The following is a 15,648-nucleotide window of genomic DNA, read 5'->3' on the forward strand; positions in this document are numbered from 1 at the left end:
AAGTCACTCAGTGCGAAGCGGGTTTAACGTGCTGCAGCCAGCGTTTTTCCGCTTTGCGGAACAGGCTTATCAGCACATAAGAGATAATCAAATACAGCACGGCCGCGATGCCAAACGCGGTAAACGGCTGGTAGGTTGCGGAGTTGATATCACGGGCAATCTTGAGCAGATCCGGCACCGTGGCGGTAAACGCCAGCGCCGTAGAGTGCAGCATCAGGATCACTTCGTTGCTGTAGGCCGGCAGCGCAATACGCAGCGCGGAAGGCAGAATAATACAGCGGTACATTTTCACTTTTGAGAAGCCGTAAGCGCGCGCCGCTTCAATATCACCGTGCGGAACCGAGCGAATAGCACCGGCGAAAATCTCCGTGGTGTAGGCGCAGGTGTTGAGCGTCAGCGCCAGTACGGTACAGTTCAGGCCGCTGCGGAAGAACGCGTTCAGCAGCTCCGTCCCTTTGACTATCTCCAGCGTGTACATCCCGGAATAGAACACCAGCAACTGCACGTAGAGCGGCGTGCCGCGAAATACGTAGGTAAAGAGCCAGATGGGGAACGAAATAAATTTGTTGCTGGACACGCGCCCAATGGCGAGGAACAGCGCCAGAATCCCGCCCATCACCACGGACGTAATCAACAGCCACAGCGTAATGGCGACGCCCGTAAAGCGGTAACCGTCCGTCCACAGCAGCGACTGCCAGTAATCGTGAATAATATCGATCATAGCTCGGCCCTCTTGACGCCAACGGAATAGCGGCGTTCAAGCCAGAGCAGCACCCCGTTTGAAACCGTGGTAAAGACCAGGTAGATAATCCCGGCGACAATCGCGAAGTAGAACGGCTGCCAGGTGCTTTTCCCGGCAAGCTGCGTGGCTTTTACCACGTCTTCCAGGCCAAGCAGAGAAACCAGCGCGGTGGCTTTGAGGATCACCTGCCAGTTGTTACCTATGCCCGGCAGCGCGTAGCGCATCATGGCCGGGAACAGAATACGGCGGAAAGTTTGTGACCCGGTAAAGCCAAAGGCGGTGGCCGCCTCAATATGGCCCTTCGGCACGGCAAGATAGGCCCCACGGAAGGTTTCGGTGAAATAAGCCCCGTAGATAAAACCGAGCGTGATGATCCCGGCGATCATTGGGTCGATATCAAACTGCGCCATTCCCAGCGCATCTGTAATGCTGTTGAGCAGCATCTGCAGCCCGTAGAAAATTAACAGCATCAGCACCAGATCAGGCACGCCGCGAATCAGCGTGGTGTAGCCTTCAAACAGCAAAGCGAGCGGGCGATTTTTGGACAATTTTGCGCCAGCACCGGCAAGCCCAATCAGCACGGAAAGGACAACCGAGGCGAGCGCCAGCTCAAGCGTAACCAGAGCCCCTTTGAAAATTACTTCGGAAAAGCCATACAACATGGTGCGTATCCTGTCGTCAGTGTTTGCTGCTTATTGGGCCCCGTCTGACGCGGGGCCTTTGTCACCGGTAAGGCTTATTCACCATACACATTAAAATCAAAGTACGGCTTCGCTAACTTGTCGTAGGTGCCGTCTTTACGCATCTCCGCGAACGCCTTGTTCAGCGCCTCGCGCAGTTCGTTATCTTCTTTACGCAGGCCCATGCCGGTGCCCACGCCAAACAGCTTGTCGTCTTTGATGGACGGGCCACCGAACTGATAGTTTTTGCCCACCGGCTGCTTCAGGAAGCCTTCGCTGGCGGCGACTTCATCCTGGAAGGCGGCGTCAATACGTCCGGCAGCCAGGTCGGCGTAAATGGAATCCTGCCCCTGATAGGAGACAATTTCGATGCCTTTTGGCGCCCAGTGTTCATTGCCGTAGGTTTCCTGCGTGGTGCCCTGCAGCACGCCGACGCGCTTGCCTTTCAGCGACTCAAGGGTCGGCTGAATCGGGGAACCTTTGGCCACCACCAGACGAGAATCTGCCGCGTACAGCTTGTCGGTAAAGGCGATTTCCTGCTGGCGTTTTTCGGTGATGGACAACGAAGACATGATGGCGTCGATCTTCTTCGCTTTCAGCGAAGGGATCAGCGCATCCAATGGGTTTTCAACGAAGGTACATTGGGTGTTAATGCGCTTGCAGAGTTCTTTCGCCAAATCGATATCAAAGCCGATCAGCTGGCCCTGAGCATTTTTGGATTCAAATGGCGCATAGGTTGGGTCCGTGCCAATCCGCAGGGTTTTCGGAATGGCAGCGAATGCTGTGGTCACGCTGGAAAACGCCAGCACCAGAGAAAGAGACAAAACCAGCTTTTTCATAATTATCCTCAATAGACTGTCCGTTACTTAAGGCTCACACCCACTACAAACAGGGAAAACTTACGCAACACGTTGCGAAAAAACCGTTTTCGCACCATAACGGTGCAGCCGGAACGGGACTGCACCACTGCATAGTTATCCTGCCCGGTTAAGAATATATTCAAAACCGGGCTACAGACTAAGGGATAAACTTATTCGCCGTAAACATTAAAGTCGAAGTACTTTTTCGCCAGTTTGTCGTAAGTCCCGTCTTTACGCATTTCAGCCAGCGCTTTGTCGAACGCGGCCTTCAGCTCGGTGTCATCTTTACGCAGGCCGATCCCGGTCCCATCGCCGAAGTATTTTTTGTCCTTCACGGACGGACCGGCAAAGGCATAGTCTTTCCCGGCAGGCTGTTTCAGGAAGCCTTCGCTCCCGGCAACTTCGTCCTGGAATGCCGCATCCAGGCGCCCTGCAGCGAGGTCAGAGTAAATCAAATCCTGGTTGGCGTAGGCCACCACATCAACGCCTTTCGGGCGCCATTCAGCGTTGCCGTAGGTCTCCTGAATGGAGCCCTGCAGCACCCCAACGTGCTTGCCTTTCAGCGATTCGAGCGTCGGCTGAATCGGGGAACCTTTGGCCGCGATCAGGCGGGAATCCGCCGCGTACAGTTTGTTGGAGAAAAGGATCTCCTGCTGGCGTTTTTCAGTGATCGACAGAGACGAGATAATGGCGTCAATTTTCTTCGCTTTCAGCGACGGGATCAGGGAATCAAAGTCGCTGCCAACCCAGGTACATTTGGTCTGAATGCGCTTGCAAAGTTCGTTACCCAGATCGATATCAAACCCAACAAAATCGCCTTTCGCGTCTTTCGAAGAGAATGGCGCGTAGGTCGCGTCGGTACCAATGCGGACGTTTTGCGGAATCGCTGCAAACACGCTGGCTGCGCTGGACAGGCCGAGCAGTAAAGACAGTGCAAGAACCGACTTCTTCATACGATACCCTCAAGTTTGGCTTTCTTATTTGTGATGTCTTGTTGTGTGGTAATGCCTTTGCATACGGAGAGTTGCAGTTCTCATGCCACTTTTCCCTGCGTGGAAAAAAGCCGCTGATTTATGTTAATAAAACGTTGCAACTTCGCGCTAGTTTGAAAGATAGCAGGTCTGGGAAGCGGGACTAGAGGGGAAGGCGGTTTTCGAGGATTAAATCTTCTAAAAGCGATCGGCGTTGCAGAATTGCCCCATAATGAGGCAATCATTTTGTGATGCACCGCAGCAGTGCATTACTTGTGTTCACCCCAGCGAACGAACAGATCTTCGGGCAGCTCAAGGTCAAACTGATCCAGCACCCGGTTGACCGTCTGGTCGACAATATCCTGCAGCGTTTGCGGGCGATGATAAAAAGCCGGCACCGGCGGCATGATCACCGCGCCCAGCTCGGACGCCTGGGTCATCAGGCGCAGGTGCCCGAGGTGCAACGGCGTTTCGCGAATGCAAAGCACCAGCGGGCGACGCTCTTTCAGCACCACGTCCGCCGCACGGGTCAGCAGCCCGTCCGTATAGCTGTGCACGATGCCGGACAGCGTTTTAATCGAGCACGGCAGCACCGCCATCCCCATGGTCTTAAACGAACCAGAGGAGATGCTGGCGGCGATATCCCGTGAGTCGTGCACAACATCCGCCAGGGCCTGCACATCACGCAGCGAGTAATCGGTTTCCAGCGCCAGCGTCTGGCGCGCCGCATTGCTCATCACCAGGTGGCTTTCCACCTCCGGCAGCTGCTGGAGGAGCTGCAGTAAACGCACCCCGTAAATGGCGCCGCTTGCGCCGGAAATACCGACAATCAGTCGTTTCATTCATCACCTTTTCTCACCCTTTCAGGATGACCATTTCGACTCAACTCGCAACCCGGCCGCCTGCCAGCCAGGAAAACCATCATCCACGCGCTGCACCATAAAGTCTTTCTGGCGCAGAAACGCCACTGCTTGTCTGGAAAGTACGCAGAAACGCCCACCGCAGTAGGCCAGAATATCCCTGTCGCGAGGTAAATCAGACAGGTGCTGCTCCAGCTTCTCCAGCGGAATATTCAGCGCACCGGGAATATGGCCGGCGGAATAATCTTCCGCGGAGCGAACATCCAGCAACAACGCGCCCTGCTCCAGCCTGGCCAGCAGCGCTTCAATGGAAACCCCCTCCAGCCGCTGCGGGTTGTAGAGACTCTCCGTCGCAACGCGCTGCATTTCGCTGTGCTGCCAGGTATTAAAATTGTGCAGAGCAGAAAGCACGTTTGCCACCGGCCCTTCGCCTTCGCGGTAAAAAACCTGCTTCCCGACGCGCCGCGACTGTACGAACCCGGCCCGCCTGAGCTGCTGTAAATGCTGGGAGGTATTGGTCACGGAAAGGCCGGTTGTCTCTGCCAGTTGCTCAACTGAACTTTCGTGCTGAAAAACGGCCTCCAGCAAGGCAAGACGATGGGGATGCGCCATCGCGCGAGCAAGACCTGCCAGTATTTCTAGTTGGCCCTGCGGGCTCCCCATCACTTTTTTCATCCACGCTGCCCGTTATCCGCCAAACGCCGCCGATGTTAGCATTGCCGCCCCTAAAGTGACAGATATCACCTGGCCTGCCGACTCAGGCGTATTGCTAAAAGCGTCGCACAGGCCGGCGCCAAAGCGAAGACCCCAAACAACGCCATACTGGCCGCGCTGACCCCTTCAACCCCTCCAGGTGAAGTGATGCCGGCCCCGTTAGTAATAACCCCGGCCAGGGCGGCGGCGAGCGCCGTCGCGTAAAGCTGCACGGTAGTAATGGAGGCGGACGCCAGCGTTTCTTCCCCGGGCGGTGCCGCCTGAAATACCTTCGTTAAAAGATGAGGCCAGGCAAGACCAATCCCGAACCCAACGCCCGCCAGCGCCGTACCGCAGGCAACCACGCCCGCCGGGCCGTTAAAAGGTGTCGGCATAATAATGGACAGCGTGACCAACGACACAAGCACCACCAGCGGCCCGACGCAGATTATCCGCTGCGACATTTTTGCACTGACTGAAGCGCTACAAAGCGCCGCCAGCGTCCAGCCCCCGGCCATCATTGCCGTCAAATAACCGGCAGACAACGGGCTGAATAGATGGATGAGCTGCAGAAAGTATGGCACGTATATTTCCGTCGTCAGGCCAATGACCAGCAGCGCCATCATCGCATAAAGCAGGCCAATACCGCGCGTCGGGGAATAAGCGCCGCGAGGCAGCAATTTTGCCGCCTCCGGCCTGCTGTCCAGGCGAGCGATGAGCCACCCTAGCCCCAGACCAACAGCTATTCCGGAGATATTCAGGGGCAAAGAGCCGCCCAGCCCGGCGAGGGAAATGGCTAGCACAGACAGGACCAACAGCGAGATGGTGAGTACGGGCAATCGTGCCTCACCGGCTTCAGGCTTCGACATGCTTCTAAATTGCACCATCACAATCAGGGCAAGCACGGCGGCTATCGGCAGCAACGCCCAAAACGCAAGGCGCCATTCGCCGATCTCCGCGAAAACACCGCCGATCGCCGGGCCGCATAGGGTTGCGATGCCCCACATGCCGGAAACCAGCGCCATAGCCCGGGACCATAGCGGAGCCTCAAAGGCGACGCGGATCAGCGCGTAGCTCAGCGCAAACAACACACCACCTCCGAGTCCCTGCACCACTCTCCCCAGGAGCATGACCGGCATGGAGGGTGCCAGCGCGCAGATTACCGCCCCGCAGGAAAACAGCAGCAGGGCCGACAGGTAGGCCATCGCCGCGCCCTGGCGCGCAATCAGTTTCGCAGAGATGGCGGAGCCTACAATCGACGCGGCGACAAAGAGCGTGGTGTTCCACGCATACCAGGCCAGGCCGCCAATCTCCTGAATGACGGTCGGCAAAATCGTGGTGACGATATAAATATTAATGGCATGCAGCGCCACGCCGCCGGCGAGGGCCAGGGATCGCAGCCCGTTATGGCCGCTAAGCAGCGTGGCCCAGGAGGCATTTTGACTCGTAATGTCTGACATTCACTCTTCCATCTATCATTCCATAAAGTAATGGAATGATAGAATGAAAAACCAACCACAATTTGTCTCTCTGTGCATCGGGCATAAAAAAGCCCACGGGGTAAACCGTGGGCCTGTAAACGAGGGCGGCTTAGCTTAGCCTTCGTTGTGCATCTCTAAGTTTTCCACTTCGTTCTGACGCGCCAGCGCTTTGGAGTCGTCGTTACGCAAGGATTCGAGATACTGCAGGTATTTGTGGTCAACGTCTTTCGTCACGTAGATGCCGTTAAAGACGGAGCATTCGAACTGGGTGATGTCCGGGTTTTCCACGCGTACCGCTTCGATCAGATCGTCCAGATCCTGGAAAATCAGGCCGTCGGCGCCGATGATCTGGCGAATTTCATCCACTTCGCGGCCGTGAGCAATCAGCTCGTTGGCGCTCGGCATATCAATGCCGTACACGTTAGGGAAGCGAATTTCCGGCGCAGCGGATGCCAGATAAACCTTTTTGGCACCGGCTTCACGTGCCATCTCGATAATCTGCTCAGAGGTGGTGCCACGCACGATGGAGTCATCCACCAGCAGCACGTTCTTGTCGCGGAATTCAGCGCGGTTGGCATTCAGCTTACGGCGCACGGATTTACGGCGCAGCTGCTGGCCCGGCATGATAAACGTGCGGCCCACGTAGCGGTTTTTCACAAACCCCTGGCGGTACGGCTTCTCAAGAATGCGGGCGATTTCCAGCGCGATGTCGCAGGAGGTTTCTGGAATCGGAATGACCACGTCGATATCCAGGTCTTCCCATTCACGGGCAATTTTTTCGCCAAGCTTTTTCCCCATCTCAACGCGCGCGCTGTAGACGGAAATCTTGTCGATGAAGGAGTCCGGGCGAGCAAAGTACACATACTCGAACAGGCAAGGATTGCTGACCGGATTGTCGGCGCACTGGCGGGTGAACAGCTGGCCTTTCTCGGTAATGTAAACTGCTTCGCCCGGCGCGATATCACGCAGGAATTCAAAGCCCAGAGTGTCCAGCGCCACGCTCTCGGAGGCCACCATGTATTCGGTGCGGCCATCGCCCAGATCGCGTTTGCCGATCACCAGCGGGCGGATGCCGTTCGGGTCGCGGAAGGCAACCATGCCGTGGCCGATAATCATCGCCACGCAGGCGTAAGCGCCGCGAATCTGGCGGTTAGTGGCGGCGATAGCAGCAAAAATGTTGTCTGCTTCCAGCGGATAATGGCGGAAGTTATCCAGCTCGCTGGCAAAGATATTGAGCAGGATTTCAGAATCAGAAGTGGTGTTAATGTGGCGGCGCTTTTCTTCGAACAGCTTTTTGCGCAGCTCGTGAGCATTGGTCAGATTACCGTTATGCGCCAGCGTAATCCCGTAAGGCGAGTTGACGTAGAAAGGCTGAGCTTCAGAAGCGCTGGAACTGCCGGCTGTGGGGTAACGCACGTGGCCAATACCCATATTCCCCTGCAGACGCTGCATGTGACGGGCTTCAAACACATCGCTCACCAGGCCATTCGCTTTACGCAGACGGAAGCAATTTAACGCGTCGATGGTGACGATGCCTGCGGCATCCTGGCCACGGTGCTGAAGCACCGTTAACGCATCATAAATCGACTGGTTTACCGGCATGAAACCGGCGATACCGACAATACCGCACATGTTGTCTTTTCCTCATTAAGCCACATCCCCACTACGATTAGCGGGGCAAGAAACTTGACGAGCTTTGCAGATAGTCAAAGAACCATCTGATGATGAAACTGAATTGCGGGATAAGCTGCGACTTTTGCCAGTCATCGCTTTTCGAAAAACCGGTAAAGGTATCCAGGAAGAACAGAATGGCGGAGACGATCAGTACGCCACGCAAGGCGCCAAAACAGATCCCCAACACCCTGTCTGTACCCGACAGGCCGGTTTTTTGCACCAGCGCGCTAATCACATAATTGACTATCGCACCAACAATCAGCGTCGCGATAAACAGCACCGCGATAGCTATCCCATTACGTACCAGTTCGTCTTCAAAGCCAGTGAACCAGACTGACAGATAAGTGTAGTAATGACTGGCGACAAAGAAAGCACATCCCCAGGTCACAAGCGATAACGCTTCCTTCACAAACCCACGTATTACGCTTACCAGACAAGAAAAACCGATAACCGCAATGATGGCGTAATCTATCCAGATCATGAAAAAATCTCGTGATAAATTGCCCTGACGTCCAGTTCGGGGCGAATTCTAACAGAAAAAGAAAACGTTTGCGTAGGGATTTCCTTCCCCCGCGTAAATAAATAATGGCGTTGAAAAAAGCATCAACGCCATTAAAAAAGTGCCTGTTTTGCCTTCACTCCGTTGGGGGGAAGCGACGATGTACCGTCGTTTTTCCCCTCACCCTAACCCTCTCCCCAAAGGGGCGAGGGAACAGCATGGTGCGATATTTTTCCCCCTCTCCCTTCCAGGGAGAGGGCCGGGGTGAGGCTCACTGGCGACTACCTTGGCGAATAATTCATCACCACGCCGTTCAGACCAGAAAGCGAATTCAGTTCGCCCAGCGAAGACTTCAGCTTATCTTTCGAGGCATCCGGCCCGACCAGAATACGGGTAATTTTCCCCTGCACAGGCGTGGTCGGCGAGGTGTAAACCTTGAACCCGGCCCCACGCAGTTTACCAACAATTTCATTCACTTTGTCCGCATTTTTCAATGCGCCAAGCTGCACCACATAGGCTTGCCCGGTCGGGGCTTTGTCGGCAGTTTTTTCCGCCTTCGACGCCTGTTCGGAGGCCATCGCAAGCTGCTGACCAGTGTTATCATCAGCGGCAGGTTTAGGCTGCGGTTTTTCCACCGGCTTAGGCTTTGGTTTTTCCTGCACGGGCTGCGGCTTAGGCTGTTCGCGCGCGACAGGCACTTCGTCAACGCCCGCAGAGCCTTCGTTCGGGATAGCCCCGCTGTTCAGCCCCGGCGGTACGGAAGCGCCCGCCCTTACCTCTTCCGCCGCGCCTTCCGGCGGCTGCGCTGGCAAAGCCTGAGTAGCCGCCGGCAGCATATCGGGCTCGTCGCTGTCTCCAGGTTTTGGCACCAAAGGAATGGCCGCGAACTCATCCTGATAATGTTTTTTCTGCCCGTCCAGCAGACCCGGCAGCACAATCACGCCCAGTGCGACCAGAATAATGGTTCCGACTAATCGGTTTTGAAACTTACTCGCCACCTGCTCTCCCCGCGTCCAGTACTTCCATTACATGGGCTACCGTGTGGAACGAACCACACACCAGCACGGTATCTTCTGCCGTTGCTTCCGCCATGGCGGCATGCCATGCGTCCGCCACGGTTGCAAATGCTTTGCCGTGACCAAGATGGGCCATAAGCTGCTCTGCGCTTGCGCCTCGTGGCCCTTCCAGCGGAGCACAATACCAGCTATCGACCTGAGGCGACAAACAGGCAAGCGTTCCGGCTATGTCTTTATCGTGTAGCATGCCAATCACCGCCAGCACACGACCCTGTTTTGGTAGCGCCGCCAGGCGACCCGCAAGATAAGCCGCCGCGTGAGGGTTATGGGCAACATCAAGAATCACGCGCGGTGCCTGAGACACAATCTGGAAACGCCCCGGCAGCGTGGCATGTTCGATGCCGTAGCGTATCGCGTTTTCACTCACGTTCAGTTTGCTGGCACGTAAAGCGGCCAGCGCCGTGGCGGCATTGGGCTGTGGAACCAGCGGCAGCGGCAGATCTTTAAGCTCGCCGTTAGCGTCCCGGAACGTCCAGCCTGTGCCGTTAACTTCATAATCCCAGTCAACGCCGCGGCGCAGTAATTGCGCGCCCTTCTCCTGCGCCACATCGGCAATCGTCTGCGGCATATCTGGCTCGCCCACAACCGCAGGGTTATCTCTGCGGAAGACGCCGGCTTTTTCACGGCCAATGCTCTCACGGTCCGGGCCAAGCCAGTCGGTGTGATCGAGCGCAATGCTGGTGACCACAGCCACATCGGAATCCACAATATTGGTGGCATCCAGACGCCCGCCAAGGCCAACCTCAAGAATCACCACGTCTACCGCCTGCTGCTTAAACAATAGCAAGGCCGAGAGCGTTCCGTATTCAAAATAGGTTAAGGAAATATCTCCGCGAGCGGCCTCAATTTCGGCAAACGAGGCGGTATGCAGGGCTTCAGGCAACTCTTCACCCTGAATGCGCACGCGCTCGGTGTAACGCACCAGATGCGGAGAGCTATAAACCCCTACTCGATAGCCGTCGGCCATCAGCGCGGTTTCAAGCGTACGGCAGGTGGTGCCTTTCCCGTTCGTGCCGGCCACGGTAAAAACCGTTGGCGCAGGTTTCAGCACATCGAGCTTGCGCGCAACGTTGCTGATGCGCTTAAGGCCCATATCGATAGTGGTGGAATGAAGGTTTTCAAGATAGCAAAGCCACGTGGCCAGGGGCGACGTGGCTTGAGGAATAAGGTCTTTGTCCATGATGCCCACTTAACATGCACATAAAGAAAAGGGCAGAACCTGCTGGCCTGCCCTTAGTTGCGAATCAGGCCTCTTGACCCTGTTCCGGTGCTGGCGGAACCACGATAGGCTCACGCGGGGCTTCCGGGTTTGGCGCTGGCAGATTCATGAACTTCGCCAGGATGCTCGCCAGTTTCAGGCGCATTTCCGGACGACGAACGATCATGTCGATAGCGCCTTTTTCGATCAGGAACTCACTGCGCTGGAAGCCCGGCGGCAGTTTTTCACGAACGGTCTGCTCGATAACGCGTGGACCGGCAAAGCCAATCAGCGCTTTCGGCTCGGCAATGTTCAGGTCACCCAGCATCGCGAAGCTTGCGGAAACGCCGCCCATGGTTGGGTCAGTCAGCACGGAGATGTACGGCAGACCGCGTTCCTGCATTTTTGCCAGCGCAGCGCTGGTTTTCGCCATCTGCATCAGCGACATCAGCGCTTCCTGCATACGCGCCCCGCCGGAAGCGGAAAAGCACACCATTGGGCAGTTGTCTTCCAGCGCCTGCTCAACGGCACGAACAAAACGCGCGCCAACTACGGAGCCCATTGAGCCGCCCATAAAGGCGAACTCGAAGGCCGCAGCCACAACAGGCATACCGTGCAGGGTGCCTTTCATGACAACCAGCGCGTCTTTCTCGCCGGTCTCTTTCTGCGCGCTAACCAGACGATCTTTGTACTTCTTGGAGTCACGGAACTTCAGCAAATCTTTTGGCTCAAGCTCGCTCCCCAATTCCACCATTGTGCCTTCATCTAACAGGCTATGCAGGCGATCGCGGGCCGACATACGCATGTGGTGATCGCACTTAGGGCAGACACCAAGATTGCGTTCCAGCTCGGCGCGGTACAGGACCTGGCCGCAGCTGTCGCACTTGGTCCACACCCCTTCAGGGATGCTCGCCTTGCGGGTGGGAGTAATATTGCTCTTATTGAGAATTCGTTCAATCCAGCTCATTGATGACCTTTCTGCTTGAACCTGGTCGATACCAGCTTTTCTGCGGCAGTTTTCCCTGCCCCAGACCATAAATGGTGCTCATTAAAACACAACGGCCCTCTACTTTGGATAAAAAAGTGGTCGAACCGCTGCCACGTATTATTTTGACTGCCGCGACGCCGCGCGTTTGTGGCGGATAACTTCCACCACGCCAGGCAAAATCGACACCACGATAATTGCCACAATCAGCAGCTTCAGGTTTTCCTGTACCACCGGCAGGTTACCGAACAGATAGCCCGCGTAGGTGAACAGCAAGACCCACAGCAGTGCGCCGACCACGTTATAGAACGCAAAATGGCGATAGGACATGTGCCCCATCCCGGCGACAAACGGTGCGAAGGTTCGCACAATCGGCACGAAGCGCGCGAGGATAATCGTTTTTCCGCCGTGACGCTCGTAAAAAGCGTGAGTTTTATCGAGATAACTGCGGCGGAAGATTTTTGAATTCGGATTACTGAACAACTTCTCACCAAACAGCCGCCCGATAGTGTAGTTCACCGCATCGCCGATGATGGCGGCAATCACCATCAAAATGACCATGTAATGCACGTTCAGGTCGTTGGTTTCCAGCGACGCCAGCGCGCCCGCCACAAACAGCAGTGAATCACCCGGTAAAAACGGCGTAACTACCAGCCCGGTTTCGCAGAACAAAATCAGGAACAGAATAGCGTAAACCCAGACACCGTATTGTGCCACTAGCTCGGCCAGATGCACGTCGATATGCAAAATGAAGTCGATGATAAAACGGATGAAATCCATCAAAGTATCCTTTCTTAAGCAGCAATCAATCGGCTAAAAAAAGCGGCCCCATCGGCAGACGCGGCAGCGCAAAGTGGTCGGGGTAATCCACCGACACCAGGTACAGCCCTTCCGCCTTCGCGGTGGCAGCGGCCTTAGTGCGGTCCTTCATTGCCAGCAGATCGGCCATCCAGGTTTCAGCCTGGTTGCCGCAGCCGACTTCCATCAGGCTACCGACGATGTTGCGCACCATGTGGTGCACAAAAGCGTTGGCCTTAATGTCCACCACGATGTAAGCGCCGTAGCGGTTTACCGTAATGTGCATCATATTGCGCCATGGGGTGCGGGACTGGCACTGCACCGCACGGAACGAGGTAAAGTCATTTTCCCCCAGCAGGCTCTGCGCGGCGCGGTGCATTTTATCCGCATCCAGAGGCAGATGAAAATGGGTTACGCCCTGCTGCAGAATGGCCGGACGCAGGCGGTGATTATAAATCACGTAGCGATAGCGGCGAGCCGTGGCGCTAAAGCGGGCATGGAACTCAGACGGCACATCTTTTACCCAGCGCACGGCGATGTCACCAGGCAAATTCGTATTGACGCCCATCGTCCAGGCCGCATCTTTGCGCACCGCGCTGGTTTCAAAATGCACCACCTGGCCCGTGGCGTGAACGCCCGCATCGGTGCGCCCTGCGCAAAACACGTTAATCGGCTCATTGGCCACCTGAGACAGCGCTTTTTCCAGCTTTTCCTGCACGCTGCGCACTTCGTTTTGGCGCTGCCAGCCGTAATATTTACTGCCGTCGTACTCAATGCCGAGCGCGATTTTATGAAGCGGAATTTCGCTTAGCACTTCGGACATCAGTACATATACTCCTGCACGAGTTTCTCAGCGGTTTTTATCGCCATCAGCGCGCCGCCAAAGCGAACGTTATCGGCGACTGACCAGAACTGGATTTGCTCCGGCATACCGTAATCGTTGTGTACGCAGCCAATAGAAAGATGGCCGCTACCGGACGCATCCGCCACCTGAGTCGGGAATTCTCCTTCTTCAGACAGCTCAATATCTTCTGCCTGAGCAAACGCATCGCGGGCTTCTTCTGCCGCCAGCGGGCGCAGCGCTTCAAAGTTGACGATTTGGGCATGGCCATAGAACACCGGCGACTGCACAAGGCTGGCGGAGATCATTAAGCCATCGTCCTGCAGCACTTTACGCACTTCATTCACCAGGCGACGCTCTTCCCGCACGCTGCCTTCGGCGTCCGGCACCAGCGGCAGCATGTTGAACGCCAGCTGGCGGCCAAACAGGTCTTCTTCATCAATAGGAATGCCGTTCAGCAGACGGGCGCTTTGCCCGGCCAGCGCGTCTACGGCCACTTTGCCGCGCGCAGAAGCAGACAGCAGGCTGGTCACCTGAATACGTGACAGGCCACCCTGCTCAATCAACGGTTTCAAAGCGCTCAGCAGTTGGCTGGTCAGGCTGTCCGCCACGGCCACCAGATTACGGTTACGGTAATCGCTCAGCACGAACGGGTTCACATCCGGCACAACCAGCGGCACGTCCGGCTCCAGCGAGAAAAGACCGCTTGAGTCAATCACCAGACAGCCCGCGTTGGTCGCTTCTTCCACATAGCGAGCGGAGGCTTCAACGCCCGCCACGAAGAACGCCAGCTGAGCCTGCGTCCAGTCAAACTCTGCCGCGTCCTGCACCAGGATAGTTTTGCCTTCATAACGCAGATTTTCACCGGCGCTCTCGCCGCGCGCCAGGGCATACAATTCACCAACCGGGAACTGACGTTCAGCAAGCAGTTCAAGCAAAGCTGAGCCTACGGCACCGGTGGCGCCTAAAATGGCAATATTCCAGCCTTCGGACATGTTGGTTTACTCCAGAAAATAGAACAGATGCTCCCCGGGACGTCGCCCCAGGGAGCCAGAAGATATTGCTTAGCGAAGCGGGTGATGTGCCGCGCTAAAGCCAAGTTTTTGCAGCATGCCTGCCGCGTCGGCATCGTCACACTGCACATACAGCGATGACCACTCGCGGCGCTCCAGGTAGTTCTTACGCAGCTTGTCGAATTCACCAGGCTGACCGGCTACCTTTCGCAGCGGCGCGTCGTCGCGGCGCACATCATACACCAGATGCACCAGTCTTTTGAGCGTGGGCTGATCGAGCGGGCCTGCCAGCGTAATGCGGCCAAACTCCGGCGGAGGCAGAAGTGAATCCAGCGCCACTTTCTGAGACTGGCCGATAAAATCGCTAAAGGCTTCAAAGACCTGCGTGGTGCCGCGAGCCTTACCTTCAAGCGTATAGCCCGCAATGTGCGCCGTGCCAATATCGACCTTGTCGAGCAACTCGACGTTGAGATCCGGCTCCGGCTCCCAGACGTCCAGCACAACGCTGAGATTCTGCCCTGCTTTTAAGCATTTCAGCAATGCGTTGTTGTCCACTACCGGGCCACGACAGGCATTAATCAGAATAGCGCCAGACTTCAGGCGGCTAATCAGCGCCTCGTCCGCCAGATGCAGCGTTTTATACTCGCCGGATTTAAACAGTGGCGTATGGAAGGTGATGACGTCGGCTTCCTGCACCAGCGTTTCCAGCGAAAGGAAATCGCCTTCATCACCGCGATCGGCTCGCGGCGGGTCGCACAGTAAGGTGCGCACGCCCCAGGCTTCCAGACGAGCCTGAAGACGGGCACCAACGTTACCCACGCCGACGATGCCGACTGTCCGGTTTTTCAGCTCAAAACCATCACGTTCGGCCAGCATCAATAAGGAGGAGAACACATACTCAACCACGGCAATCGCGTTGCATCCAGGAGCGGCAGAGAAAGCCACCCCGGCACTTTGCAAATACGCTTCATCAACGTGATCGGTTCCGGCCGTGGCCGTCCCGACAAATTTGATCCCTTTACCGTCCAGCAGTTCGGCATTCACTTTGGTGACCGAACGAACCATCAACGCGTCAGCATCCGTTAACGCATCCACCGGAATCGGACGTCCCGGCACGGCAGTCACCTCGCCCAGGCGGCTGAAAAGTTCGCGGGCATAGGGCATATTTTCATCAACGAGGATTTTCACCTGAGTACCTGTCTGTTAATCGTCGAGATAAGGCCGGATAGTGTGCCATAATCTGACGTCCGGGCATAACGAACTACTTGCGAATGTTT

General features: G+C 56.1%; 16 protein-coding genes. All 16 read right to left on the reverse strand.

Annotated elements, in window-relative coordinates:
- Positions 1-7: 7 nt before the first annotated feature.
- Positions 8-721: an ABC transporter permease gene (locus AAIE02_RS11530; RefSeq protein WP_039305135.1), complete on the reverse strand. Its 714-nt coding sequence runs from the start codon at positions 719-721 to the stop codon at positions 8-10.
- Positions 718-1,404: a histidine ABC transporter permease HisQ gene (locus AAIE02_RS11535; RefSeq protein WP_008459735.1), complete on the reverse strand. Its 687-nt coding sequence runs from the start codon at positions 1,402-1,404 to the stop codon at positions 718-720. The genes AAIE02_RS11530 and AAIE02_RS11535 overlap by 4 nt, the downstream gene beginning before the upstream one ends.
- Positions 1,405-1,478: 74 nt before the next feature.
- Positions 1,479-2,261, reverse strand: coding sequence for a histidine ABC transporter substrate-binding protein HisJ (gene hisJ, locus AAIE02_RS11540; RefSeq protein ID WP_008459733.1), 783 nt, complete (start codon positions 2,259-2,261; stop codon positions 1,479-1,481).
- 191 nt (positions 2,262-2,452) lie between these two features.
- Positions 2,453-3,235 carry a lysine/arginine/ornithine ABC transporter substrate-binding protein ArgT gene (gene argT, locus AAIE02_RS11545; protein ID WP_039295568.1) on the reverse strand — a complete coding sequence of 261 codons (783 nt, stop codon included), beginning with the start codon at positions 3,233-3,235 and terminating at the stop codon, positions 2,453-2,455.
- Between the two features lie 287 nt (positions 3,236-3,522).
- Positions 3,523-4,095 carry a UbiX family flavin prenyltransferase gene (locus tag AAIE02_RS11550; protein ID WP_498532562.1) on the reverse strand — a complete coding sequence of 191 codons (573 nt, stop codon included), beginning with the start codon at positions 4,093-4,095 and terminating at the stop codon, positions 3,523-3,525.
- 21 nt (positions 4,096-4,116) lie between these two features.
- Positions 4,117-4,788: an ArsR/SmtB family transcription factor gene (locus tag AAIE02_RS11555; RefSeq protein ID WP_166862568.1), complete on the reverse strand. Its 672-nt coding sequence runs from the start codon at positions 4,786-4,788 to the stop codon at positions 4,117-4,119.
- Between the two features lie 65 nt (positions 4,789-4,853).
- Positions 4,854-6,266, reverse strand: coding sequence for an MFS transporter (locus AAIE02_RS11560; RefSeq protein WP_498532563.1), 1,413 nt, complete (start codon positions 6,264-6,266; stop codon positions 4,854-4,856).
- Between the two features lie 135 nt (positions 6,267-6,401).
- A complete protein-coding gene (gene purF, locus AAIE02_RS11565) occupies positions 6,402-7,919 on the reverse strand; it encodes an amidophosphoribosyltransferase (protein ID WP_008459723.1) in 1,518 nt (505 codons plus the stop codon).
- Positions 7,920-7,956: 37 nt separating this feature from the next.
- Positions 7,957-8,442, reverse strand: coding sequence for a colicin V production protein (gene cvpA, locus AAIE02_RS11570; protein ID WP_008459721.1), 486 nt, complete (start codon positions 8,440-8,442; stop codon positions 7,957-7,959).
- A 299-nt stretch (positions 8,443-8,741) separates the two neighbouring features.
- On the reverse strand, positions 8,742-9,458 hold the full coding sequence (gene dedD, locus AAIE02_RS11575) for a cell division protein DedD (RefSeq protein WP_336819261.1): 717 nt from the start codon (positions 9,456-9,458) through the stop codon (positions 8,742-8,744).
- Positions 9,448-10,716 (reverse strand): bifunctional tetrahydrofolate synthase/dihydrofolate synthase, encoded by a 1,269-nt coding sequence (folC, locus tag AAIE02_RS11580; RefSeq protein ID WP_498532564.1) that lies wholly within the window; start codon positions 10,714-10,716, stop codon positions 9,448-9,450. Before folC ends, dedD begins: the two co-directional genes overlap by 11 nt.
- Before the next feature lie 64 nt (positions 10,717-10,780).
- Entirely contained in the window at positions 10,781-11,701 is a 921-nt protein-coding gene (gene accD / locus AAIE02_RS11585; RefSeq protein WP_008459714.1) for an acetyl-CoA carboxylase, carboxyltransferase subunit beta, read from the reverse strand.
- A gap of 138 nt (positions 11,702-11,839) precedes the next feature.
- On the reverse strand, positions 11,840-12,499 hold the full coding sequence (locus AAIE02_RS11590; RefSeq protein ID WP_008459711.1) for a DedA family protein: 660 nt from the start codon (positions 12,497-12,499) through the stop codon (positions 11,840-11,842).
- A 25-nt stretch (positions 12,500-12,524) separates the two neighbouring features.
- Positions 12,525-13,340 (reverse strand): tRNA pseudouridine(38-40) synthase TruA, encoded by an 816-nt coding sequence (gene truA / locus AAIE02_RS11595; RefSeq protein ID WP_008459710.1) that lies wholly within the window; start codon positions 13,338-13,340, stop codon positions 12,525-12,527.
- The gene (locus AAIE02_RS11600; RefSeq protein WP_039305160.1) at positions 13,340-14,353 is read right to left on the reverse strand and encodes an aspartate-semialdehyde dehydrogenase; all 1,014 of its coding nucleotides are present in this window, start codon (positions 14,351-14,353) and stop codon (positions 13,340-13,342) included. Before AAIE02_RS11600 ends, truA begins: the two co-directional genes overlap by 1 nt.
- Positions 14,354-14,422: 69 nt before the next feature.
- On the reverse strand, positions 14,423-15,559 hold the full coding sequence (pdxB, locus tag AAIE02_RS11605) for a 4-phosphoerythronate dehydrogenase PdxB (protein ID WP_498532565.1): 1,137 nt from the start codon (positions 15,557-15,559) through the stop codon (positions 14,423-14,425).
- Between the last annotated feature and the right edge of the window lie 89 nt (positions 15,560-15,648).

The organism is Cedecea sp. Ae19-4 (genome assembly GCF_059801165.1).

Excerpts from the sequence above, each read along its gene's own strand:
- AAIE02_RS11530 (WP_039305135.1), bottom strand. The coding sequence starts at position 721 with ATGATCGATATTATTCACGATTACTGGCAGTCGCTGCTGTGGACGGAC.
- AAIE02_RS11535 (WP_008459735.1), bottom strand. The coding sequence starts at position 1,404 with ATGTTGTATGGCTTTTCCGAAGTAATTTTCAAAGGGGCTCTGGTTACG.
- hisJ (WP_008459733.1), bottom strand. The coding sequence starts at position 2,261 with ATGAAAAAGCTGGTTTTGTCTCTTTCTCTGGTGCTGGCGTTTTCCAGC.
- argT (WP_039295568.1), bottom strand. The coding sequence starts at position 3,235 with ATGAAGAAGTCGGTTCTTGCACTGTCTTTACTGCTCGGCCTGTCCAGC.
- AAIE02_RS11550 (WP_498532562.1), bottom strand. The coding sequence starts at position 4,095 with ATGAAACGACTGATTGTCGGTATTTCCGGCGCAAGCGGCGCCATTTAC.
- AAIE02_RS11555 (WP_166862568.1), bottom strand. The coding sequence starts at position 4,788 with ATGAAAAAAGTGATGGGGAGCCCGCAGGGCCAACTAGAAATACTGGCA.
- AAIE02_RS11560 (WP_498532563.1), bottom strand. The coding sequence starts at position 6,266 with ATGTCAGACATTACGAGTCAAAATGCCTCCTGGGCCACGCTGCTTAGC.
- purF (WP_008459723.1), bottom strand. The coding sequence starts at position 7,919 with ATGTGCGGTATTGTCGGTATCGCCGGTTTCATGCCGGTAAACCAGTCG.
- cvpA (WP_008459721.1), bottom strand. The coding sequence starts at position 8,442 with ATGATCTGGATAGATTACGCCATCATTGCGGTTATCGGTTTTTCTTGT.
- folC (WP_498532564.1), bottom strand. The coding sequence starts at position 10,716 with ATGGACAAAGACCTTATTCCTCAAGCCACGTCGCCCCTGGCCACGTGG.
- accD (WP_008459714.1), bottom strand. The coding sequence starts at position 11,701 with ATGAGCTGGATTGAACGAATTCTCAATAAGAGCAATATTACTCCCACC.
- AAIE02_RS11590 (WP_008459711.1), bottom strand. The coding sequence starts at position 12,499 with ATGGATTTCATCCGTTTTATCATCGACTTCATTTTGCATATCGACGTG.
- truA (WP_008459710.1), bottom strand. The coding sequence starts at position 13,340 with ATGTCCGAAGTGCTAAGCGAAATTCCGCTTCATAAAATCGCGCTCGGC.
- AAIE02_RS11600 (WP_039305160.1), bottom strand. The coding sequence starts at position 14,353 with ATGTCCGAAGGCTGGAATATTGCCATTTTAGGCGCCACCGGTGCCGTA.